The organism is Aeromicrobium massiliense JC14 (assembly GCF_000312105.1).
Lineage (GTDB): Bacteria > Actinomycetota > Actinomycetes > Propionibacteriales > Nocardioidaceae > Aeromicrobium > Aeromicrobium massiliense.
In genome coordinates, this window is sequence record NZ_HE978638.1 from 631392 (window position 1) to 652336 (window position 20945).

At 72.8% G+C, this 20945-nt stretch carries 24 protein-coding genes; 19 read left to right on the plus strand and 5 right to left on the minus strand.

The window, feature by feature from the left end; translation table 11 throughout:
• Window position 1: 1 nt before the first annotated feature.
• A complete protein-coding gene (locus HGAM_RS15855; RefSeq protein ID WP_019146482.1) occupies window positions 2–868 on the minus strand; it encodes a class II glutamine amidotransferase in 867 nt (288 codons plus the stop codon).
• A gap of 157 nt (window positions 869–1025) precedes the next feature.
• Here HGAM_RS15855 and HGAM_RS19780 point away from each other — a divergent pair, with 157 nt between their 5' ends.
• Window positions 1026–2123 carry a carboxylate-amine ligase gene (locus tag HGAM_RS19780; RefSeq protein WP_019146483.1) on the plus strand — a complete coding sequence of 366 codons (1098 nt, stop codon included), beginning with the start codon at window positions 1026–1028 and terminating at the stop codon, window positions 2121–2123.
• A gap of 66 nt (window positions 2124–2189) precedes the next feature.
• Here the strand turns inward: HGAM_RS19780 and HGAM_RS15865 are convergent, their stop codons facing one another.
• A complete protein-coding gene (locus tag HGAM_RS15865; RefSeq protein WP_019146484.1) occupies window positions 2190–2645 on the minus strand; it encodes a DUF7144 family membrane protein in 456 nt (151 codons plus the stop codon).
• A 224-nt stretch (window positions 2646–2869) separates the two neighbouring features.
• On the opposite strand from HGAM_RS15865, the gene HGAM_RS19785 reads away from it, so the two are divergent.
• The 6 genes from HGAM_RS19785 (at window position 2870) to HGAM_RS20950 (ending at window position 9061) form a co-directional block, all read left to right on the plus strand.
• Entirely contained in the window at window positions 2870–3295 is a 426-nt protein-coding gene (locus tag HGAM_RS19785) for a DUF7144 family membrane protein (RefSeq protein ID WP_019146485.1), read from the plus strand.
• 30 nt (window positions 3296–3325) lie between these two features.
• Window positions 3326–4237 (plus strand): YhjD/YihY/BrkB family envelope integrity protein, encoded by a 912-nt coding sequence (locus HGAM_RS19790; protein ID WP_019146486.1) that lies wholly within the window; start codon window positions 3326–3328, stop codon window positions 4235–4237.
• A 97-nt stretch (window positions 4238–4334) separates the two neighbouring features.
• The gene (locus HGAM_RS15880; RefSeq protein WP_019146487.1) at window positions 4335–5633 is read left to right on the plus strand and encodes a hypothetical protein; all 1299 of its coding nucleotides are present in this window, start codon (window positions 4335–4337) and stop codon (window positions 5631–5633) included.
• Window positions 5634–5775: 142 nt separating this feature from the next.
• Window positions 5776–6069 (plus strand): hypothetical protein, encoded by a 294-nt coding sequence (locus HGAM_RS15885; RefSeq protein WP_019146488.1) that lies wholly within the window; start codon window positions 5776–5778, stop codon window positions 6067–6069.
• Window positions 6066–6314, plus strand: a complete 249-nt coding sequence (locus HGAM_RS15890) for a hypothetical protein (RefSeq protein WP_019146489.1) — start codon at window positions 6066–6068, stop codon at window positions 6312–6314. Before HGAM_RS15885 ends, HGAM_RS15890 begins: the two co-directional genes overlap by 4 nt.
• Window positions 6315–6400: 86 nt before the next feature.
• Window positions 6401–9061 carry a winged helix-turn-helix domain-containing protein gene (locus HGAM_RS20950; protein ID WP_019146490.1) on the plus strand — a complete coding sequence of 887 codons (2661 nt, stop codon included), beginning with the start codon at window positions 6401–6403 and terminating at the stop codon, window positions 9059–9061.
• 64 nt (window positions 9062–9125) lie between these two features.
• On the opposite strand, the gene HGAM_RS15900 is transcribed toward HGAM_RS20950, so the two are convergent.
• Window positions 9126–10601 (minus strand): MFS transporter, encoded by a 1476-nt coding sequence (locus HGAM_RS15900; protein WP_019146491.1) that lies wholly within the window; start codon window positions 10599–10601, stop codon window positions 9126–9128.
• Window positions 10602–10792: 191 nt separating this feature from the next.
• Here HGAM_RS15900 and HGAM_RS20805 point away from each other — a divergent pair, with 191 nt between their 5' ends.
• The 7 genes from HGAM_RS20805 (at window position 10793) to HGAM_RS19795 (ending at window position 15109) form a co-directional block, all read left to right on the plus strand.
• Entirely contained in the window at window positions 10793–10936 is a 144-nt protein-coding gene (locus HGAM_RS20805; RefSeq protein WP_019146492.1) for a hypothetical protein, read from the plus strand.
• Window positions 10937–10938: 2 nt separating this feature from the next.
• A complete protein-coding gene (locus HGAM_RS21025) occupies window positions 10939–11061 on the plus strand; it encodes a hypothetical protein (protein ID WP_019146493.1) in 123 nt (40 codons plus the stop codon).
• A 64-nt stretch (window positions 11062–11125) separates the two neighbouring features.
• Window positions 11126–13354 (plus strand): catalase, encoded by a 2229-nt coding sequence (locus HGAM_RS15915; protein ID WP_019146494.1) that lies wholly within the window; start codon window positions 11126–11128, stop codon window positions 13352–13354.
• A gap of 55 nt (window positions 13355–13409) precedes the next feature.
• The gene (locus HGAM_RS15920) at window positions 13410–13628 is read left to right on the plus strand and encodes a hypothetical protein (protein ID WP_019146495.1); all 219 of its coding nucleotides are present in this window, start codon (window positions 13410–13412) and stop codon (window positions 13626–13628) included.
• Window positions 13625–14125 (plus strand): pyridoxamine 5'-phosphate oxidase family protein, encoded by a 501-nt coding sequence (locus tag HGAM_RS15925; protein WP_019146496.1) that lies wholly within the window; start codon window positions 13625–13627, stop codon window positions 14123–14125. The genes HGAM_RS15920 and HGAM_RS15925 overlap by 4 nt, the downstream gene beginning before the upstream one ends.
• Before the next feature lie 8 nt (window positions 14126–14133).
• Window positions 14134–14430, plus strand: coding sequence for a DUF4235 domain-containing protein (locus tag HGAM_RS15930; RefSeq protein ID WP_019146497.1), 297 nt, complete (start codon window positions 14134–14136; stop codon window positions 14428–14430).
• 28 nt (window positions 14431–14458) lie between these two features.
• Window positions 14459–15109, plus strand: a complete 651-nt coding sequence (locus tag HGAM_RS19795) for a DUF2238 domain-containing protein (RefSeq protein ID WP_019146498.1) — start codon at window positions 14459–14461, stop codon at window positions 15107–15109.
• Between the two features lie 3 nt (window positions 15110–15112).
• Here the strand turns inward: HGAM_RS19795 and HGAM_RS15940 are convergent, their stop codons facing one another.
• Window positions 15113–15316, minus strand: a complete 204-nt coding sequence (locus tag HGAM_RS15940) for a hypothetical protein (RefSeq protein WP_019146499.1) — start codon at window positions 15314–15316, stop codon at window positions 15113–15115.
• Window positions 15317–15406: 90 nt separating this feature from the next.
• On the opposite strand from HGAM_RS15940, the gene HGAM_RS15945 reads away from it, so the two are divergent.
• From HGAM_RS15945 to pgsA, 5 genes are read left to right on the plus strand one after another with little or no spacing between them, the layout of a single operon-like run.
• On the plus strand, window positions 15407–15892 hold the full coding sequence (locus tag HGAM_RS15945; protein WP_019146500.1) for a hypothetical protein: 486 nt from the start codon (window positions 15407–15409) through the stop codon (window positions 15890–15892).
• A complete protein-coding gene (locus HGAM_RS15950; protein ID WP_019146501.1) occupies window positions 15879–16385 on the plus strand; it encodes a hypothetical protein in 507 nt (168 codons plus the stop codon). The genes HGAM_RS15945 and HGAM_RS15950 overlap by 14 nt, the downstream gene beginning before the upstream one ends.
• Window positions 16386–16445: 60 nt before the next feature.
• Window positions 16446–18419, plus strand: coding sequence for a threonine--tRNA ligase (thrS, locus tag HGAM_RS15955; RefSeq protein WP_019146502.1), 1974 nt, complete (start codon window positions 16446–16448; stop codon window positions 18417–18419).
• A gap of 1 nt (window position 18420) precedes the next feature.
• Window positions 18421–18927, plus strand: a complete 507-nt coding sequence (locus HGAM_RS19800) for an HIT family protein (RefSeq protein WP_019146503.1) — start codon at window positions 18421–18423, stop codon at window positions 18925–18927.
• On the plus strand, window positions 18927–19565 hold the full coding sequence (pgsA, locus tag HGAM_RS15965) for a phosphatidylinositol phosphate synthase (RefSeq protein WP_019146504.1): 639 nt from the start codon (window positions 18927–18929) through the stop codon (window positions 19563–19565). The genes HGAM_RS19800 and pgsA overlap by 1 nt, the downstream gene beginning before the upstream one ends.
• Window positions 19566–19617: 52 nt before the next feature.
• On the opposite strand, the gene HGAM_RS15970 is transcribed toward pgsA, so the two are convergent.
• Window positions 19618–20856: a hypothetical protein gene (locus HGAM_RS15970; RefSeq protein WP_019146505.1), complete on the minus strand. Its 1239-nt coding sequence runs from the start codon at window positions 20854–20856 to the stop codon at window positions 19618–19620.
• Window positions 20857–20945 lie beyond the last annotated feature (89 nt).

Here is a 20945-nt window from a genome sequence, read left to right on the forward strand (position 1 = left end):
GTCACGGCTCGCGCGGCTCGAAGGTCCCGAGCGTGTCGTCACCCTCCTCGACGATCCCGTAGGACGATTCCGGGACGGGGTTCCAGGCTCCGACGAGCTCGCCGAGGGGCTCGGACACCACGATGCGGGTCTCGTCGGAGATCTTGGTGAAGACCTCGTTCTCGGGGTACATCTGGCGCAGCGCCGACACGGCGGTGCTGAAGTACAGCGTCCGGCTCTGCTTCACGCTGGAGTAGCGGAACGCCCAGAGCTTCTCGCCGTCGGTGGTCGCCACGGTCATCTGCATGGGCGGCTCGACGCCGTGCCGGCGGGCCGTCGCCTCGACGAACCCCACCATCCGCTCGACCCCGGCCACGACGTCGTCGCGCATGCCGAAGGTGAGGGCGAGGTAGAACATCACCTCGGAGTCGGTCGAGCCGACCATCCCCGGGTAGAGCCCGGGGTCGACGGCCATGACCAGGTCGCGCTTGAGCACCTCGAAGTCGTGGATCGCCCCGTTGTGGCACCACAGCCACCGGTCGTGCCGGAACGGGTGGCAGTTCGTCTGCTGCACGGGCGTGCCCGTGCTCGCCCGGATGTGCGCGAGGAACAGGCCGGACGACGTGGACCGGGCGAGCTCGCGCAGGTTCTGGTCGCCCCAGGCCGGCCCCACGCCGCGGAACAGGACGGGCGCGTCCGGCCGTCGGGCCTCGGGCAGGACGGTGGGGCCGCCCTCGGCCGGGTACCAGCCCACGCCGAAGCCGTCGCCGTTCGTCGTCTCGACGCCCATCCGTGCGTGCATGCTCTGGTCGATGAGCGAGTGAGCGGGCTTGTAGAGCAGCTCCTCCAGCAGGATCGGGCTGCCCGAGTACGCCAGCCATCGGCACATGGTGTCCTCCTCCAGGTCGCGGGCCCTCCTGCGGAGCGTGCCGCGTGCGCGGCGGTGCCCACCTCCCCCCGCGGGGATGAGGTGGACCGCGCGCCGGCCTGTCCACGCTGGGCGGCAGGGCCGCGCCTCCTCGCCGTGCGGCCGGTCGAGGAGGGCCATGCTGACCATCGGGGTGGAGGAGGAGCTCCTGGTGCTCGACCCGCAGGGTCGCGTCCTGCCGGTGGCGCCGCAGGTCGTGCGTCTGGCCGACGACCCCCGGGTCAAGACCGAGCTGATGACGTACCAGGTCGAGACCGTCTCCAGCGTGTGCACCGACCTGGACCAGCTCGGCCGCGAGCTCGCCGGCCTGCGTCGGACGGTCGCGGACGCCGCCGCCCGGGCCGACGCGATGGTGGTGGCGTCGGGCACCCCGCCGGTCGGCGAGCCCGGGCTGGAGATGGTCACGGACTCGCGCCGCTACCGGGGGCTCGCCGGGATGTTCCCCGACGCCGTGGCCACGGGCGGGACGTGCGCGTGCCAGGTGCACGTCGGCGTCGAGGACCGTGACCTGGCGGTCGACGTGCTGGCGCGGCTGCGCCCGTGGCTGCCCGCCCTGCTCGCGCTCGGCACGAACTCGCCGCTGGGCGCCGGGCGCGACACCGGCTGGAGCAGCTCGCGCTACGCGCGCCAGCTGCGCTGGCCGTCGTTCGTCCCGCCGAGCACGTGGCCGTCCGCCGCCGCCTACGACGCGGCCTTGGACGACATGATCCGGCGCGGGACGGCCTTCGACCTGCGCAGCGTCTACCTGCTCGCCCGGCTGTCGCCGCGGTACCCGACCATCGAGATCCGGGTGGCGGACACCGCGCTCGAGGTGGCGGACGCCGTCCTGCTGGCGGGGGTGTGCCGGGCCCTCGTCGCGACGCTGGTCGCCGACGCGCGTCAGGGTGTGCCCGTCGTCCCGGTCGGCGACCAGGCCCTCCGCGCCGACCTGCTGGACGTCGCGGTGCACGGGGACGCCCCGACGCTCGACGCCGGCTCGGACACGCTCCACGTCGGACGCCTGCGGCACCGGATCGGCACGGAGCTGACGCTCAGCGGCGACGCCGGCGTCGTCCTGGCCGGGCTCGACCGTCTCGCGGCCGAGGGCACCGGTGCCCAGCGCCAGCGACGCCTGCTGGACGCCACCGTCGGGTCCGAGGGCCTCGTGGCGGCGTTGGCAGCCGTGACCAGTCCCGAGGCGACCGGGCCGGGCACCGTCGCCGGCGCCACGGCCTGACCGGGACGTGCGCGACCCGGGCGTGCTCGACGGCACGCCCGGCCCGGGGCGGGGGAGCGGCGACGGCTACGCCTCGCGCAGCTCGTCCCCGTGCACGACGACGGCCCAGATCACCAGGATGTCGACGATGATCATCGTCAGGCTCCAGAACGGGTAGGCCGCGAGGAAGGCGAAGTTGACCACGGCGCTCAGCAGCGCCACGAGGACGGCGATCACCCGGGCGACCATGCGCCCGGTGAGCAGGCCGACGCCGGCGGCGGCGACGACGATGCCACCGATCAGGTGGATCCAGCCCCAGGCGGTGTAGTCCACGGTCACGACCAGGCCGTCGCTGTTGACCAGGAAGTAGTCGTCGCGGAACAGGGCGACCAGCCCGGAGATGGCGTGCCAGGTGCCGACGAGCACCATCATGAAGGTCGCGAAGGCGATCCACCCGGCCCAGCCGGAGACGGTGGTCGGCGTCGTGCTCCCGTAGTGCCCGCGGGCGGTGGTGTCGTCGGGACGTGCGTCGGTACGAGACATGATGGGCCCTTTCTGGTGAGTCCGCGGCCAGTCTCGGCCGGGCCGGCGCGGAGCCGCCTCACCCTGGCGGGACGATTGCCGACCCGCCGTGGCCGCCTCTCGTCCGCGCTGCGTGATCCGCTCGCGGTGCCGTGACGCTTGCATGGGGCGTGGGGGAGCCCGGCCGGGCTCCCCGGCCCGCGAGCGAGCGCCGGACGGGCGCGCGCAGTGCCCAGGAGCCGACCATGAGCCAGGACGGGACGTCGAGCACGACGGACTGGATCGCCTACGGGTTCATCAAGTTCGCCGCGACGATGATGGTGATGCTCGGGGTGTTCCACGGGTTCATGGGCACGGTCGCGCTGGTGCGCGGCACCCTGTACGTCGAGACGCCCGAGTACGTCCTCGACCTCGACACCACGGCGTGGGGCTGGATCCACCTGATCGCCGGGGTCGTCGTCCTGGCCGGCGCGTTCGCGGTGCTCTCCGGACGGATGTGGGGCCGCGTCGTCGGCGTGGTCGTCGCCTTCGCCAGCGCCCTGCTCAACTTCGCCTTCATCCCGTACTACCCGGTGTGGGCGGTGCTCGTCATCGTGCTGGACGTGGGCGTGATCTGGGCGCTGACCATGCACGGAGACCTGTTCCCGACCCGCGACCCGCGCGAGCCGTGAGCGGGCGGCGGGTCGAGCCCGGGTCGTCCGATGAGCCGGCCCGGTGACCCGAGTCCCGGTGACCCTCGTCCCGGGCGGGCCGCCGCGAGCCGGATCACGCCGCAGGACCTGCCCGGATGGCTGCGCGGCCCGGTCGAGTGGGTGCTCGCCCGGTGGGTCGGACGCATCGTGCTCCGGACCGTCGCAGGGTGCGTGCGGGTGGAGGTCTTCGACCGCGCGATGACCGTGGCCGCGCAGTTCTTCACCTCGATGCTGCCTCTGCTCATCGTCACCGCGACCGTCGTCGAGCGGGACGACGACGGGACGGTCTCCGACCTCGTCGGCGCGACGGGGCCGGCGAGCGACCTCATCGACCAGGCGGTCCACCCCTCGAACGAGGCCGCGTTCAGCGTGGTCGGCGTGCTGCTCGTCCTGGTCTCGGCCACGAGCCTGTCCCGGGCGCTGACCCGCGGGTTCGCCGTCGTGTGGGAGGTCAGCCGGCCCCAGGTCGGCCTGCGCTCCGCCTGGCGCTGGCTCGCCGTGGTCGTGGCGTTCGTCCTGGCGGTCGTCGTCGTGCAGAACCTCAGCCAGCACGCCCGGGTCCTGCCGCCCGCGAACGTCTGGCCGGCGGCGCTGTCGTTCGGCACCGACCTGGTCGTCGCCACGTTCGTGCCGTGGATCCTGCTGCTCGACCGGGTCGCCGTGCGTCTGCTCCTGCCCGGGGCGACGGTCTTCGCCCTGGTCATGGCGGTGCTCCGGCCGGCCGCCGACGTCTGGCTGCCGATGGCGCTCGAGCTCAGCTCGGACCGGTACGGACCCATCGGCGTGGCGTTCACGTACCTGGCCTGGCTGTACGTGGTCGCCTTCGTCTTCATCGCCGCGTCGGTGCTCGGCCAGGTCGTCGCGACCGACGAGGGGCGGGTCGGCGCGTGGGTGCGGGGCAGGGCGTCGATGCCCGGCTGAGCCGGCAGCGGCGACGGCGAGACTCACCCGGAAGGCATGATGCTCCGCCCGCCGGCCGTCAGCAGGATGGTGCTCTCCCGACAGGACGGAGCTCGACATGTCCGACGCGCCGCTCGACCACCCGACCCCCACGACGTCCGCACCTGCCACCGGGGGAGGTTCGACCGGCCGCTCGGTGGCGGTGGTGCTCTGCCTGGTGCTCGCCGCCGTCCTCACCACGCCCGCCGGGATCGCGTACTGGGGCAACCGGACGCTCGACGACGGTCAGCGGTACATCGAGACCGTCGGCCCGTTGTCGGACTCGCCCGAGGTGCAGGCGGCTCTCACGACCGCGGTCACCGACGCCATCACCCGGCAGGTCGACGTGGAGCAGGTCCTGCAGGACGCCTTCGCTCCGGTGACCGCCGAGCGTCCGCGGCTCGAGCTGCTGGTGGGACCGATCGCCGGCGCGATCAACGCCGCCATCGAGCGGCAGGTCCGGGTCTTCTTCGCCTCCGACGTCTTCGCCGACGTCTGGGTGCGGGTCAACACCCGGGCCCAGCAGACGCTGCACCGCGTCCTCGAGGGCGAGGGAGGCGGTGCGGTCTCGCTCGAGGGCGACGACGTGGTGCTCGACCTGTCCGAGGTGGTCGACGAGATCGTCCAGCGCCTGTCCGACCGGGGGATGACCTTCCTGGAGGACCTGCCCGTGCCGGAGGTCGACCGCCAGGTGGTGCTGATGGAGGCGCCGCGCGTGAAGCAGGCACGGACGATCTACGCGTTCGCCAGCCCGGTCGCGCGCTGGATGCTGCCGATCGTCGCGCTGCTGTACCTGGGGGCCTTCGTGCTCGCCCGCCGCAGGGGCCGGACGACCGTAGCCATCGGTGCGCTGGTCGTCGCGAACGCCCTCCTCCTGGCGCTGACCCTCGCAGTGGGCCGGCAGCTGTTCCAGGACGAGCTCGCCGGCACGACCTTCGGCCCGGCCAGCAAGGCGTTCTACGGGACGATGACCGCCTACCTCGACCGCGCGCAGGGCGTGATGCTGTGGCTGGGGCTGACGTTGGTCGTCGCCGGATGGTTCGCCGGCGCGAACCGGTACGGGTCGGCCACGCGGCGCGCCGCCGCGTCGGGGCTCGAGCGAGCCGGTGCGGCTCTGTCCCAGGGGCAGCTGACCGGGCCCGGGCGGTGGGTCGCCGCGAACGTCGGCTGGCTCCGCGTGGTCGCCGTCGGCCTGGCCGTGGTGGTCCTGCTGTGGGGCAACGACGTGTCGCCCGGCCGCTGGTGGTGGTCGCTCGCCCTGGCGGTCGTCCTGCTGGCCCTGCTCCAGGCGCTGGTCGGTGCCGGTCGCGCGACCGGACCCCACCCGCCGCGCGGGGACGGCCGGACGGCGCCCGTGGCGGCGTCGCCGGCGGGCTGACCGGCCTCATCCGGCGTGGACGAGACCGCCGTGCCGCCGAGCGGGCCGGGCCCGAAGTCATCTCTCGGTGACGACGAGGAGGCGCCACGGACGGGGCAGACTGCCTTGACCGCGGTCGCCGAGCAGGGAGGGGTACGGGCCGATGGACGAGAGCCCAGCAGGACCCTCCGGGCGCCCCGGCCCGGGAGACCGAGGGGCCGACCAGCTCTTCGAGGTACGCATCACCGGACTGGTCGCGGACGACGTCCTCGGCCGTCTCGACGACGTGGAGGTCACGACACGCGAGCTGCGCACGACGTTGCGGGCCCGGTTGCGCGACCAGGCCGAGCTGCACGGCCTGCTCGCCCGGCTGCGCACCTACGGGCTCGAGGTCGTCGAGGTCCGGCGACTGGCGTCCGGCCGCGACGACGGCCCCCGGGTGGAGGAGCCCTCATGACCGCGGACGGCGCCGCTGCCGACTACGAGCTCACCGTCCGCGGCCCCCTGGGGCCCGTGCTGCGACGGGCACTGAGTCCCGGCCGCGTCGTGGAGTCCCGCACGTGCACGACCCTGCTGGCGGTGTCCGCCCGGGGGCTGGAGTCGGTGGTCGCCATGGCGGACGCGTCCGGCCTGCGCATCGAGGAGGTGTGCGTCGCTGCGTCCGGTCCCGTGCTCGACCCGGGCCACGACGACACGGGGTAGCACCGCGGCGCCCTGGCCGCTCACACGAATCGGGTGAGGTCGCCTCCGAGCGCCCGCCGCTACGTTCGCGTCCAGGGAGGTGGGCCATGGCACCGCAGTCCGAAGGATCAGGGCCCAGCAGCCGGGAGCACCCGCAGCGCATCGCGTCCGACGTCGGCTGGCCCGGGGTGCCGGACCGGCCCGCGCACTTCCTGCCCCGGCCCCGGCTCCTCGCGCTGCTGGACGCCGGGCCGACGTGCCCGCTGGTGCTGCTCAGCGCCCCGGCCGGCACGGGGAAGACCACGCTGGCCGCCGACTGGGCCAGGTCGCGCGCACCCGGTCGTCTGGAGTGGATCACGCTCGACCCGGGCGACGCGTTCTGGCCGGCGTTCGGGTCCGCCCTGCGACGGCTCGGCGTCGACGTGGCGCCCGGTGCTCTCGTGGCCGCGGACCGTCCGCTCGACCCGGCCGCCCGTCGCGGCGTCGCCTGCGCGGTCGCCGCCGAGAGCGAGCGGCTGACGGTCGTCGTGGACGGGTACGACATGACCTCCCCGGAGGTGGCCGCCGACCTCGACTTCCTGCTGCGGCACACCGGCCACCGGCTGCGGGTCGTCCTGCTGACGCGCGCCGACCCCGTGCTTCCGCTGTACCGGTACCGGCTCGAGGAGACGATGGTGGAGGTGCGGATGGCCGACCTCGCCTTCACCGACGGCGAGGCCGACGCGCTGATGCGGCTGCTCGGCGTGCCGCTGCACCAGGAGTCGGTCCATGCGCTCGACGAGTACGTGGGGGGCTGGGTCACGGGCCTGCGGTTCGCGGCCAAGCGGCTCGCCGGCCGTCCCGACCCCGACCTCGAGGTCGAGCAGGTCGTGAGCCGCAGCGAGAACGTCGCCGAGTACCTCGTGGGGGAGGTGCTCGCCTCCCACTCGGCGGAGGTGCGCGAGCTGCTGCTGACGCTGAGCATCCCCGACACCATCCGCCCGGGCCTCGACGAGGCGCTCGCCGGCCGGTGCGCCGGCCGGCGTCTCGCCGCCCTCGCCACCGTCAACGTGCTCATCGAGCACGTCCCCGGCCAGGCCGGGTGCTACCGGCTCCATCCGTTGTTCCGCGACATGCTGCGCGCCGAGCTCGCGTACGAGTCGCCGGAACGGTTGCTTGCGCTGAGGTGCCGGGCCGCCGCGTGGTTCGCCGGGCAGGGCATGCTCGGGGCGGCGATCCACCACTACGCGGCGGCGGGGGCGTGGCAGGAGGCGGCGACGGCCGTCGTCGACCACGCCGCCCTGGCCCAGCTCGTCGCCGCGCCGGACGCAGCGGCCTGGGTGCGGACGATGCGGGAGATGCCGGCCGACCTCGACGACCCGGCGGCCTCGGTCGTCCGCGCCGCCCTGGCGCTCGTCGACCGTGACCACGCCGGGTTCGACGCCGCGCTGGCGCGAGCGGACGGCGGTGGGACCGGGACGGCGACCGCTCACGCCGTCGCGTCCGCCGTGAGCGTCCTGCGGGCCGTGCGAGCCCGCTCCGAGCGCGACCCCGAGCAGGCGCAGGCGTGCGCCGACGAGGCGGCGGAGGCGCTCGCTGCCGGCTCCGCGCCACCCCCGGACCTGGCGGCGCTGGTGCATGCGACGCGCGGCGTCGCCGCGGTGCGCCGCGGACGTCTGGACGAGGCCCGGCGCCACTTCGAGGACGGCGCGGCCGCCGGTCCCTGTGGCGGCGCGCCGGTCGCCGAGTGCGTCGGGTTCCTCGCGGTGCTCGCGTGCTGCGAAGGGGACCTGGTGCGGGCCGAGCGGCACGCCCGGCGTGCGGTCGAGCTCGCCACGGCGACGGGCCTGCCGCCGGGGGAGCGCCCCGCCCCGGCGGAGGTCGCCCTGGCCTGGGTCGCCCTCGAGCGGTTCGACTTGCGTGCGGCCGGCGACCACCTGCGGGTGGCGTCGCAGTCGCGTGCCGTGCTCGAGGAGCCCGTCACCGGCACCCTGCTGGTCCTGCTCAGGGCACGGCTGACGGTCGCGCAGGGAGACCGCACGGGTGCGCGCGCGCGTCTGACCGAGTCGTGCGTGCCGCAGGGGGGTCCGTCCGACTGGGCCACGGAACAGATCCGGGTCGAGGCGGCCCAGCTGGACGTAGCACGGAACGAGCCCGAGGCGGCACTGGCGGCGATCCAGGCGGCCGGCGGGCCGAGCGCGAGCGCGGCGGCGACGCTGGTCGCCGCCCAGGCCCGGCTCGCGATGCGGGACGACGCCGCCGCTCGGGACGTCCTCGCGGTGGCCCGCGACGACCACGCCCCGCTGCCGGTGCGCGTCACGGCCTGGCTCGTCGAGTGCGTCCGGCTGCAGCGCCGGGGCCGCGCGCAGGAGGCGCACGGCGCCCTGGTGGCCGCGCTGGAGCTCGCCCACGAGCCCCGGGTGCGGCGGCCCTTCCACGACGCGGCGTCGGTCGTCCGCCAGCTGCTGGTGCGCGACGAGCGTCTGGCGAACCGGCACGCGTGGCTCGTCGAGCGGACCCCCGGGGGGACGCCACCGGCGGCCCGACCGCACCGGACCGCGCCGGTCCCGGAGCAGCACCCCGCTCCGACCGAGCGGCTGACGGAGAAGGAGCTGGAGGTGCTCGGCCACCTCGCGGACCTGCTGAGCACCGAGGAGATCGCGGCGGCGATGTACATCTCGGTCAACACCGTGCGCACCCACGTGCGCAACATCCTGCGCAAGCTCGGGGTGACCCGCCGCAACGCCGCGGTGCGCGCGGCGCGCGAGCACCAGCTCCTGCCGACCTGAGCCGGACCGGACGCACGAGGGCCCCGGACCATGACGGTCCGGGGCCTCGGTGCGTGGTCGTCGATCAGGCGGTGTGGACGCCCTCCGCGTCGACGGTGACCGGGTCGACCGACGTCGCGTCCTGCTTGCGCGGGATGAACGCCGCGATGCCGACACCCACGAAGGCGGCCAGCGCACCGACCAGGAAGCACGCGGTGAACACGCCCTCCGTGGGGGCCTGGACCGGTCCGGCCGGGGTGTCGAACGTCTTCATCGAGCTGGTCAGGATGGTCGCCATGACCGCCGAGGCGATCGTGGTGCCGACCGAGCGCGACAGGCCGTTCAGGCCCACCGCGGCACCGGCCTCGGCGGCCGGGGCGTTGTCGAGCACCAGGGTCGGCATGGCGGCGTAGCCGATGCCGACGCCGGCCGAGGCGATGCACGAGGCGATGAGCAGCTGCCACGGGGCGTCCATGAGGAACAGCGCCACGACGTAGCCGAAGCCCAGCACGGTCGCACCGGTCATGAGCGTCTTCTTGGCGCCCAGGTTGGTGATCAGGCCGGCCGAGACCGGGGCGAACACCAGCATCATCAGGCCGCCCGGGGCCATCCAGAGGCCGGCCGCGAGGATCGACTGGCCCAGGCCGTAGCCGGTGAACTCGGGCATCTCGAGCAGCTGCGGCACGACGATGGACTGCGCCATCATGCCGAAGCCGATCGCGACCGCGGCGAGGTTGGTGAACAGGATCGGCAGGCTCGCCGTGGTGCGCAGGTCGACCAGCGGCTCGGCCTGGCGCAGCTCGAAGAGGCCGAACAGCACGAGCACGACGAGGCCGCCGACGATGCAGCCGATCGTGGCCGGGTCGCTCCAGCCCCAGGCATTGCCCTTGGAGATGCCGACCAGGAAGGTGACGAGGCCCAGGGCCAGCAGGACGACGCCGGGGACGTCGAGGCGTCCGCCGTGGGCGTCGTGGACGTGCGGGACGAAGACGAGCACGGCGACGACGATGACCGCTGCGGCACCGGTGCCGACCCAGAACAGGTTGTGCCAGTCGCTGCCGTCGGCGATCCAGGCCGAGAGCGGCAGGCCGATGGCGCCGCCGACGCCGAGCGTGGCGCTCATGGCGGCGACCGCGGTGTTGGTGACGTGCGGCGGGGTGATCTCGCGGATCAGCGAGATGCCGACCGGGATGAAGCCCATGGCCAGGCCCTGCAGGCCGCGGCCCACGAGCATCGGCACGAGCGTGTCGGAGAGTGCGGCGACGGCGGAGCCGACGAGCAGGATCGCGGCGCTGACCACGATGATGCGCTGCTTGCCGAACAGGTCGGCCAGGCGTCCGGCGACCGGCATGGCGACCGCGGCGCACACGAGCGTGATGGTGATGACCCACGACGCGTTGTCCGGAGACGTGGAGAGCAGCTGCGGGAGCTCGCTCTGGATGGGGATGACCATCGTCTGGGTGAGGGCGGCCATGAGGCCGCCCAGGCACAGCACGACGACCGAGACGATCGGGTTCGCCGCGACGGGGGCCTCGGCGGACGAGGACGGGGACGAGGTCAAAGTCGTTCCTTCGTGGTGGTCGGGGAGGGGACAAGACTTGTGTATCACGCAACTGTTGATGAACCGCAACCATGAGCGCCGTGATGCCCGGCACACCCCGCCCGCCGGCGCGCGATTGAACGGGGCGGCCTCGGGTACGAGCCGCTCGTGACGCGCGGGACGTCCGTGCGGATCGACCCACAGGAGGCGACATGACCATCGCACCCGAGGACCCGGAGAGCTTCCCCGACGCCGAGCCGTCGATCGAGCCCTCCTCGCCGGACATCGACCCGCCCGGCGCCGACCCGTCCTTCCCCCCGGGCGCCCTGCCCGAGACCGATCCCGACAGGAGCTGACCGTGACCGAGCCCATCCATCCCGACGACGGATCCGTCACCGACAACGACGAGCAGGACTCCGAGCCCAGCGGCACCGCGCCCGACGGCGGAGCACCGAACGACCCGTCCACCACGACGGCCTGACCGAGCACGACCCACGAGCGCGGGGCTCCGGCCCCGCGCTCGTCCACGATCCGGGGGAGACCACATGACCGAGCAGGACAAGGGCATCGTCGAGAAGGGCGCCGAGCTGGCGGCCGGGGTGGCGGCCCAGGTGAAGAACGCCGTGACGCCGGGAGCGAACACCGTCCCGGGCGTCCCGAACAGCATCACGCCGACCGTCGAGGAGCCGACCACGCCGCGCGAGCCGCTCGAGCAGCAGCCCGGCCACCACGGCCCCGACGCGTACTCGCCGACCGGCGTGCCGTCCGGCGAGACCGAGGACGCCGCCCAGCAGGGCGCCTACCTGACCACCGCGCAGGGCGTTCCGCTGCGCGACACCGACCACTCGCTCAAGGCCGGGGCGCGCGGGCCGGTGCTCCTGCAGGACCACCACCTGCGCGAGAAGATCATGCACTTCGACCACGAGCGGATCCCCGAGCGCGTGGTGCACGCCCGCGGTGCGGCCGCGCACGGCGTCTTCCGCTCCAACGGCAAGGCGTCGCGCATCACCAAGGCGGCGTTCCTGCAGGAGGGCGTCGAGACGCCCGTCTTCACGCGCTTCTCCACGGTGCTCGGGTCGCGCGGCTCGGCCGACACCGTCCGCGACACCCGGGGCTTCGCGACGAAGTTCTACACGTCCGAGGGCGTCTACGACTTGGTGGCCAACAACATCCCGGTCTTCTTCATCCAGGACGGCATCAAGTTCCCCGACGTCATCCACGCCGGCAAGCCGCACCCGGACGTCGAGATCCCCCAGGCCCAGAGCGCGCACGACACCTTCTGGGACTTCGTGTCGCTGCACACCGAGGCGCAGCACCACGCCATCTGGAACATGTCCGACCGCGGCATCCCGCGCTCGTACCGGATGATGGAGGGCTTCGGCGTCCACACCTTCCGCCTGGTCAACGCCGCGGGCGAGACGTCGCTGGTCAAGTTCCACTGGAAGCCGCGCCTCGGCGTGCACTCGCTGACGTGGGAGGAGGCCCAGATCGCCGCCGGCGTCGACCCCGACCTGCACCGCCGCGACCTCGCCGACGCCATCGCGTCGGTCGCCTACCCGGAGTGGGACTTCGGCGTGCAGGTCTTCCCCGACACGCCCGACCAGACGTTCGAGGGCATCGACCTGCTCGACCCGACCAAGATCGTGCCCGAGGAGCTCGCGCCGGTCGAGGTCATCGGCACGATGCAGCTCGACGCCAACCCGAGCAACTACTTCGCCGAGACCGAGCAGGTGGCCTACCACGCGGGCCACTTCGTGCCGGGCATCGAGCCGACGGACGACCCGCTGCTCGCGGCACGGCTGTTCTCCTACCTCGACACGCAGCTGACGCGCCTGGGCGGGCCGAACTTCTCGCAGATCCCGATCAACCGGCCGCACTCGCCGGTCAACGACATGTTCCGCGACGGGTTCCACCAGGACGCCGTGCACAAGGGCGTCGCGCCGTACAAGCCCAACTCGCTCGACGGCGGGTGCCCGTTCCTGGCCGGCGAGGACGTCTCGGCGTTCATCGACGTGCCGGTCGCGGTGGAGGGGCGCAAGGTCCGGGAGGCGCCGGCGTCCTTCGACGACCACTTCAGCCAGACCCGGATGTTCTACCGGAGCCTGACGAAGGTCGAGCAGGACCACGTGAAGGACGCCTACTCCTTCGAGCTCGGCAAGTGCTACGAGCAGGCGATCAAGGAGCGCCAGCTGCAGTGCCTGGCCAACATCGACGCCGACCTGTGCCAGGCCGTCGCCGACCGGCTCGGCCTGCCGGCGCCCGAGCCGACGATCCAGGTCGCCGACCTCCCGCCGAGCCCCGCGCTGTCGCAGGTCGGCGGCACGTGGCCGCCCGACGGCCGCCTGCTGGGCATCGTGGTGACCGACGTCGACCGCAGCCTCGACGGCGTGCGGGCGGTGCGCGACGCCGCGTTCGCCGCCGGCATGGTGCCCATCGTCGTGGCGCCCCGCGGCGGGATGCTCGAGGACGGCTCGGGTGCGCCGGTGCCCGTGCAGCGCACCTTCCAGACGGTGCGCTCGATCGAGCTGGACGCCGTCCTGGTCGCCGGCGGGGGAGACGCGTCGCGCCACCCCGAGATCGCGATCCTGCTGTCCGAGGCCTACCGCCACGGCAAGGCGATCGCCGGCTGGGACAGCCCGGAGGACACGCTCACCGCTGGTGGCGTGCCGGTCAACGGCCCGGGCGTCGCGCTCGAGCCGGACGGACCGGCCGCGCTGACCCGGATCAGCCAGCTCATGGCGACCCACCGCGTGTGGGAGCGGCACGCCTCCTGATCGTCGATCCCGGTCGGGACGGTTCGACTCGTCCCGACCGGGGTACGGCCCGGGCATGACTGACACGAACATCGATCTCGAGGCCATCCAGAACGTCGTCGACCGGGTCACGTCCTGGCAGGACGGCGCCACCGAGGGCACCGTCGAGGACGAGCTGCGCAAGGGCTTCACGGAGGCCGGCGTGCAGGTCTCCGACGACCACGTCACGAAGCTCGCCGACGCCATCCAGGACAAGCACGGCGCCGTCGACGCCGCCGAGGTCATCGGACGATGAGCGAGGCCGAGGGCCACGACGAGCAGCGGGCCAAGCTGGTCGAGCTGACGAAGGACGCGCGCATCGCGTTCCTCACCACGCGCGACGAGCACGGCCACCTGGTCGGACGTCCCATGGCCCGCCAGGACGTCGACCTCGACGCCGACCTGTGGTTCATCACCGAGCGCGACTCGCGCAAGGTCGCCCACATCGCGGCCGACCCCAAGGTTGGCGTCACCCTCGGCACGTCCGACTCGTGGGTGTCGCTCTCGGGCGTCGCCAGCGTGGTCGACGACAACGAGAAGCTGCACGAACTGTGGAACCAGTTCACCGACGCCTGGCTGCCCGAGGGCCCCGACAGCCCCAACGCCGTGCTCATCCACGTCCGCGCCGACCAGGCCGAGTACTGGTCGCCGCCGGTCGGCGGACGGGTCGCGACGCTGGTGAGCCTGATCAAGTCCAAGGTCACCGGCCAGCGCTACGACGGGGGCGACAACCAGGTCGTCACCGACCTGTGAGGAGGACCATGACCGAGAAGCGCAACAAGTCGAAGTCGGCCAAGCTGCTCTACCGACCGGTGGGCATCGTCGGGTCGATCGCCGCTGGCCTCGTTGCCAGCGCCATCTTCAAGCAGGTCTGGAAGAAGGCCGCGCACGGCGACGGCGCCGACCCCCCGACGCCGCTCGAGAGCGAGTACCCGCTCAAGGAGATCCTGACGGCCGCCGCCATCCAGGGCGTCATCTACGCCGTCGTGAAGGCGCTCGTCGATCGCGGTGGAGCCCGCGCGTTCGAGAAGGCCACCGGGGACTGGCCCGGCAGCTGACGGGTAGCGGGTGCGTAGACTCGGCGCGATGTCATCCTTCGTCGACGCCGAGTCTCGCACCGCGCCCTCCCTCGCCCAGGTGCTCGACCTCGGGGCGAAGGGCATGCTGGTCCTGCTGTCGGCGATGGCCGCGCTCGACCCGGCGGGTGCGAACCTCGAGGGCAAGGCGGCCGAACTGCGCGCGGTCGGCTACCCGGCGCTCGCGTTCACCATCCCGGCCCTCTGGTACGTGTTCTGGCGCGACCGGCCGTTCCCGTGGCTGGCCGACCTGCTGGTGACGATCACGTGCTTCAGCGACACGCTGGGCAACCGGATGGACCTGTACGACCAGATCGTCTGGTTCGACGACTGGATGCACTTCATGAACCCGGCGCTGCTCTGCGTCGCGGTGCTGCTGCTCAGCGTCCCCCGCGACGCGGGCTTCGGTGCCTGCCTCGAGCGCTCTCTGGCCTTCGGCGCGACGGCGGCCATCGCGTGGGAGATCGCCGAGTACTTCGCCTTCATCGCCACCTCCGACGAGCGTCGCGGCGCCTACACCGACACGCTCGGCGACCTCAGCGCCGGCATCCTCGGCTGCGTGCTGGCCGCGACCTTCGTGCACCTGGCCTGGCGCACCGGTCGCCTGCGCGAGCCCGGCCCGCTCGGCGGGCCCTCGCCGGTCGTGGCCGAGGCGCGCTAGCCGCTAGTAGGCGTCGGCGCGGCCGGTCGCCGGCAGCTCGACCCACTCGTCGCCGGACTGCTTCTGCAGCCGCACGCCGCGGCCCGGTTCCTCGTCCGGGCCCGACACCGGCGCGGACGCGCGCCACAGCACGGCCGCGCGGTCGTCGTCGTGCGTCGCGCTCGCCACGACGTGTCCGTCCTCGTTCACCAGTCGGTACTCAGGCATGGGCCCACCGTGCCAGCGCCTCGCGGCCCGCGCGAGCCGAGCGGTGCGAATCCCGGACACACACGGCTGCCGGCTGGGAGGATGCCGGTCGTGTCCATCCCGCCGTTCCAGCCGGTCCCGCCGCCGTGGCCGCACCGCCGCCGCGACCCCTTGGGCTCGTGGGGCTGGCTCGTGCTCGCGGTGACGGCCCTGGGTCTGTCGGTCGTCTCGTTGCTGCCTCCGGACGACGCCGACGTCGACGCCTGGCGCAGCCACGGGACGGCCACGATCACCGACGAGACCTGCGTCGGCAGGTCGTGCGAGCTGACGGCGGACTTCGTCCCGGACAGCGGCGCCCCGACGCAGCGGGACGTCGACGCGACGGACCTCGACGCGGAGGTCGGCGACCGCGTCCGGGCCTGGTACTCGTGGAGGAACGAGACGGTGCACCAGCACGAGAAGGACGAAGCCCTGCCCCTCGGCGTCGGCCTCGTGCTCGTGGCGGGGAGCGCCGTCGCGACGATCGGTTGCGGCGCGTGGGTGCTCGTCGAGCACCGCCGTCGCAAGGCCTGGCACGCCGCGCATGGCCGAGGCTGACGACGACACGGCTGCCGGCCGCCACGCCGCCGACCCCCAGCCGCACTCCTGGTGGACGCACCTCAAGGCGCTCGGGACCGTGGTGGTCGCTCTCGTCCTGGGCGCGTTCTTCCTGCTCGACCTGCCCACGGACCGCGCTGCCGCCCGGGACGAGGGGGTGCCCGGCATCGTCACCGTGACGGACGAGTCGTGCGGTGGACGCGGCGGGTGCTCGTACGACGGCACGTTCGTCAGCCTCGACGGACGACTGCGCCTGGAGGACGCCTATCTCGTCGACGTCGGAGGCGAGGTCGGCGACAGGTTCGATGCGCAGTACTTCGCCTCGAACGACTCGGTGTACTCGGTCGGGTCCGGCGAGTGGAGGCTGTCGCTGGCCGCCGTCGCCGCCGCTGCCGCCTGGATCGTGGGGTACGGCGTGTGGCTCCGCCGGGACGTCCGGCTCCGTCGCCGCCTGCGCCACGCCCGCGCCTCCGACGCCGGTCGCCCCGAGTAGAGTCGTCGCCGAGCCGCGTGGCCCAGCCGTAGGGGCCGCCATGAACCGAAAGGCACACCTGTGTCCGACATCCGCATCACCGTCCTGACCGCCGACCAGCGCGAGGAGCGGACGGTGGAGACGGGCACGAGGGCCTGGCAGCTGTTCGACGACGCCGACGTCGTGGTGGCCCGCGTGAACGGCACGCTCGTCGACCTGTCGCACGAGCTGGCCGACGGTGACGAGGTCGAGGGCGTGCTCATCGGCAGCCCCGACGGCCTCGCCGTGCTGCGCCACTCGACCGCGCACGTCATGGCCCAGGCCGTGCAGGAGCTCGTCCCCGAGGCCAAGCTCGGCATCGGCCCGCCGGTCACCGACGGCTTCTACTACGACTTCGACGTCGCCGAGCCGTTCAAGCCCGAGGACCTCGAGAAGATCGAGTCCCGGATGCGCAAGATCGTCAAGGAGAACCAGAAGTTCGACCGCCGGCCGGTCTCCGACGACGACGCGCGCACCGAGCTCGCGGACGAGCCGTACAAGCTCGAGCTGATCGGGCTCAAGTCGTCCGCCGGCGACGCCGCCGAGGGCGCGAGCGTCGAGGTCGGCGAGGGCGGCCTGACGATCTACGACAATCTCAACCGCAAGGGCGAGGTCGCGTGGAAGGACCTGTGCCGCGGTCCGCACCTGCCCACCACCAAGCGCATCCCCGCCTTCACGCTCATGCGCAGCGCCGCCGCGTACTGGCGCGGCGACGAGAAGAACAAGCAGCTCCAGCGCATCTACGGCACCGCGTGGCCGAGCAAGGACGCGCTGGACGCCTACCTGTTCCGGCTCGAGGAGGCCCAGCGCCGCGACCACCGCCGCCTGGGCCAGGAGCTGGACCTGTTCAGCTTCCCCGACGAGCTGGGCTCCGGCCTGCCGGTCTTCCACCCCAAGGGCGGTGTGATCAAGCGCGAGATGGAGGACTACGTCCGCCGCCGGCACATCGAGGAGGGCTTCTCGTACGTCGGCACGCCGCACATCAGCAAGGACGGGCTGTTCCACACGTCCGGCCACCTGCCGCACTACGCCGACACGATGTTCCCGCCGATGGAGTTCGAGGGCTCGAACTACCAGCTCAAGGCGATGAACTGCCCGATGCACAACCTGATCTTCCAGTCGCGCCAGCGCTCGTACCGCGAGCTACCGCTGCGCCTGTTCGAGTTCGGCAGCGTGTACCGCTACGAGAAGTCCGGCGTCATCCACGGCCTCACCCGCGTGCGCGGTTTCGCCCAGGACGACTCACACTCCTACGTCACGCCCGAGCAGGCCCCGGCCGAGGTCAAGCACCTGCTCGACTTCATGCTCGGCGTGCTGCGCGACTTCGGCCTCGAGGACTTCTACCTCGAGCTCTCGACCCGCGGCGAGGGCGACAAGTTCATCGGCTCGGACGAGGAGTGGGAGGTCGCCACCGACGTCCTGCGCCAGGTCTGCGAGGAGTCCGGGCTCGAGCTCGTGCCCGACCCGGGCGGAGCGGCGTTCTACGGCCCCAAGGTGTCGGTGCAGGCCAAGGACGCCATCGGCCGCACCTGGCAGATGGGCACCGTCCAGTACGACTTCAACCAGCCCGAGCGCTTCGGCCTGGAGTACGTCGCCGCCGACGGCACGCGCCAGCAGCCGGTGATGATCCACTCGGCCAAGTTCGGCTCGATCGAGCGGTTCCTGGGCGTGCTGGTCGAGCACTACGCCGGCGCCTTCCCCCCGTGGCTCGCACCCGTGCAGGTCGTCGGCATCCCGGTGGCCGAGCGCCACACCGACTACCTGTACGAGCTCGCCGACCGGCTCAAGCGTCACGGCGTGCGGGTCGAGGTCGACGAGTCCGACGAGCGGATGCAGAAGAAGATCCGCAACGCCCAGACGCAGAAGGTGCCGTTCATGGTGCTGGCCGGTGACAAGGACGTGGAGGCGGGCGCGGTGTCGTTCCGCTTCCGCGACGGCACGCAGGAGAACGGCGTCGGTCTCGACGACGCGGTAGAGCGCATCCTCGCGGCCGTCCGCGACCGCGCGCAGGTCTGACGTGGCCGACGACCTCGAGCGGCTCTGGGTGCCGTACCGGCTGGCGTACGTCCGCGGGGAGGCCGGTGACCCCGCGGACGACCGCTGCCCGTTCTGCGTCATGGTCGACGAGCCGGCCGAGGACGATCTGGTGGTGCACCGGGGGAGCGAGGCGTTCGTCGCGCTCAACCTGTACCCGTACAACCCCGGTCACCTCATGGTGCTGCCGAACCGGCACGTCGCCGACTACGCGGACCTGACGCCGAGCGAGACCGTCGAGGTCGCCGAGCTCACGCAGCAGGCGCTGCGGGTGATCCGCCGGGTGAGCCAGCCGCACGGGTTCAACCTCGGCATCAACCTGGGTGGCGTCGCGGGCGGCTCGCTCTCGGCCCACCTGCACCAGCACGTCGTGCCCCGCTGGGGCGGCGACGCCAACTTCATGACCGTGGTCGGCAAGGCCAAGACGATGAACCAGGTCCTCGAGGACACCTGCGCCATGCTGCGCGAGGCCTGGACCGAGGAGGACTAGTGCTCGAGCGATTCCGTGGCTTCTGGACGAAGATCATGTCGTACCCGGCCGACGCCATGCTCAAGGTCGGCATCACGCCCGACCAGGTGACGATCGTCGGCACGCTCGGCGTGTCGGCCGGCGCGCTGTGGTTCTACCCGCGCGGCGAGTTCTTCGTCGGCACGCTGGTCATCACGCTGTTCGTGTTCTCCGACCTCATGGACGGCTACATGGCACGCAAGACCGGCCAGGCCAGCAAGTGGGGGGCGTTCCTGGACTCCACGCTCGACCGCGTCGGCGACGCCGCCGTGTTCGGCGGGCTGGTCGTCTACTACGCGATCGGCGACCGCGAGACGCAGCTCGGTGATGCCGACCTGTACCTGTGGCTGAGCCTGGCCTGCCTGGTGCTGGGCAACCTCACGTCCTACGCCCGCGCCCGCGCCGAGTCGCTGGGCATGCAGGCGAAGGGCGGCATCGCGGAGCGCTCGGACCGCCTCGTCTCGATCCTGGTGATGACCGGCCTGTCGGGCCTGTTCGACACCCCGGCCCTGCGCGAGGTCACGCTGTGGGCGCTCGCCGTCGCCAGCCTGGTCACCGTCGTGCAGCGGATGCTCATCGTCCGCAAGCAGGCGGTGGCCGACCCCGGCCTGCCGTCCTAGGACGCACGTGACGGCGGGGCGGACCGATACGGTCCGCCCCGCCGTCGTCGTGTCAGGCCGCGCCCGACAGGACCTCCATCTCCACGACGCCCTCGGGGGCGTCCAGGCTCGCGGTGACCTCGCGGTCGCGCAGGTCGACGACGTGCACCTTGCCCGCGGCGGGCTCGCTCACGTAGGCGCGGTCGCCGGCGACCTTCACCAGCGGGCCGGGCAGCTGCCAGTCGTCCGCCTCGGTCCACTCCTGCACGACCGGCACCTGCGCGGTGACCTTGCCGGTCTCCTCGTCGATGACCGTGAGGTTGCCGTCGGTCGTCAACACCAGGCCCTCACCCTCCGGGCCGCGTGCCAAGGAGCGGAACCAGTAGCTCGCCTCGAGCGACACCTTCGTGAGCGTCGCGGTGCGGCTGTCGATGAGGGCGACCTGCTCGGGTCGCTCGTGCTCGGCGTCCGGGTCGGTCTTGTAGTCGGCCAGGACGATCGGGGACTCCTCGGTGCCGGCCAGGTTGCCGGTGCGGGCGTAGTCCTCCTCGACGTCCACCTTCGTGAAGCGTCCGTCGCGGTAGACCTCGGGGCCGTTCTCGCACCCCATGACCACGGTCTGGGCCCCACCGTGGGGCGCCGCCACGGCCTCGCCGTGCACGCCCTGGCAGGTGTCGGTGCGCGCGACCTCCTCGCCCTGGGCGTCGACGACGCGCACGGTGCGGCGCTCGTCGACGGTGCCCTCGGTCATGAGCAGCTGGCCGCCGGCGAGCGGGACGGCGACGCCGTGGTGCGGGGCCGGGGCCTCGACGGTCGTGCCCTCGGCCCCCTGCGCCAGCTCCTCGACCGGGACGACCTGCGCCGTGCCCGCGCCGTCGGAGAACAGCGCGGCGACGCCGTGGTGGGTCACGAGGTGGCCCGGCTCGGGCGCCTCGTAGGTGACGTCGGTGAGCGACGGCTCGGTCTCGTACAGGTGGCTGTGGTCGCCGTGGGCCTTCTCGACCAGGCCGGAGTCGAAGAGCGTGAAGCCGTCGCCCATGGCGACGCCGAGGTGGCGGCCGTCGCCGACGGGGGAGAGCCGCTTGAAGCCGCGCACCTCCTCCTCGCCGAGCACCTCGCCGGTGGCGGCGTCGAGGGTGGTCAGGCCGGTCTCGGTGGACACGACGATGCGGGGCAGGTGGCGGGTGACCTCGATGGTCTCGCTGGAGGAGGGCTTGGGCTCGGCGGCGTCGTCGGAGCCCTGGCCGCAGGCGGCCAGGGCGAGCGACGACGCGGTCAGGACCGCGATCGTGCGGAGGGGTGTCAGGTTCATGGACGACGACGCTACATGAGAATGAGAATCGTTCTCAACACGGTACCCGCGACCTGGGACGACGCCGGGTCCGTCGGCGCACGGCGGTA

Coding starts and splice junctions, on each gene's coding strand:
- HGAM_RS15855 (WP_019146482.1), bottom strand. CDS start 868: ATGTGCCGATGGCTGGCGTACTCGGGCAGCCCGATCCTGCTGGAGGAG.
- HGAM_RS19780 (WP_019146483.1), top strand. CDS start 1,026: ATGCTGACCATCGGGGTGGAGGAGGAGCTCCTGGTGCTCGACCCGCAG.
- HGAM_RS15865 (WP_019146484.1), bottom strand. CDS start 2,645: ATGTCTCGTACCGACGCACGTCCCGACGACACCACCGCCCGCGGGCAC.
- HGAM_RS19785 (WP_019146485.1), top strand. CDS start 2,870: ATGAGCCAGGACGGGACGTCGAGCACGACGGACTGGATCGCCTACGGG.
- HGAM_RS19790 (WP_019146486.1), top strand. CDS start 3,326: ATGAGCCGGCCCGGTGACCCGAGTCCCGGTGACCCTCGTCCCGGGCGG.
- HGAM_RS15880 (WP_019146487.1), top strand. CDS start 4,335: ATGTCCGACGCGCCGCTCGACCACCCGACCCCCACGACGTCCGCACCT.
- HGAM_RS15885 (WP_019146488.1), top strand. CDS start 5,776: ATGGACGAGAGCCCAGCAGGACCCTCCGGGCGCCCCGGCCCGGGAGAC.
- HGAM_RS15890 (WP_019146489.1), top strand. CDS start 6,066: ATGACCGCGGACGGCGCCGCTGCCGACTACGAGCTCACCGTCCGCGGC.
- HGAM_RS20950 (WP_019146490.1), top strand. CDS start 6,401: ATGGCACCGCAGTCCGAAGGATCAGGGCCCAGCAGCCGGGAGCACCCG.
- HGAM_RS20805 (WP_019146492.1), top strand. CDS start 10,793: ATGACCATCGCACCCGAGGACCCGGAGAGCTTCCCCGACGCCGAGCCG.
- HGAM_RS15915 (WP_019146494.1), top strand. CDS start 11,126: ATGACCGAGCAGGACAAGGGCATCGTCGAGAAGGGCGCCGAGCTGGCG.
- HGAM_RS15920 (WP_019146495.1), top strand. CDS start 13,410: ATGACTGACACGAACATCGATCTCGAGGCCATCCAGAACGTCGTCGAC.
- HGAM_RS15925 (WP_019146496.1), top strand. CDS start 13,625: ATGAGCGAGGCCGAGGGCCACGACGAGCAGCGGGCCAAGCTGGTCGAG.
- HGAM_RS15930 (WP_019146497.1), top strand. CDS start 14,134: ATGACCGAGAAGCGCAACAAGTCGAAGTCGGCCAAGCTGCTCTACCGA.
- HGAM_RS19795 (WP_019146498.1), top strand. CDS start 14,459: ATGTCATCCTTCGTCGACGCCGAGTCTCGCACCGCGCCCTCCCTCGCC.
- HGAM_RS15940 (WP_019146499.1), bottom strand. CDS start 15,316: ATGCCTGAGTACCGACTGGTGAACGAGGACGGACACGTCGTGGCGAGC.
- HGAM_RS15950 (WP_019146501.1), top strand. CDS start 15,879: ATGGCCGAGGCTGACGACGACACGGCTGCCGGCCGCCACGCCGCCGAC.
- HGAM_RS15970 (WP_019146505.1), bottom strand. CDS start 20,856: ATGAACCTGACACCCCTCCGCACGATCGCGGTCCTGACCGCGTCGTCG.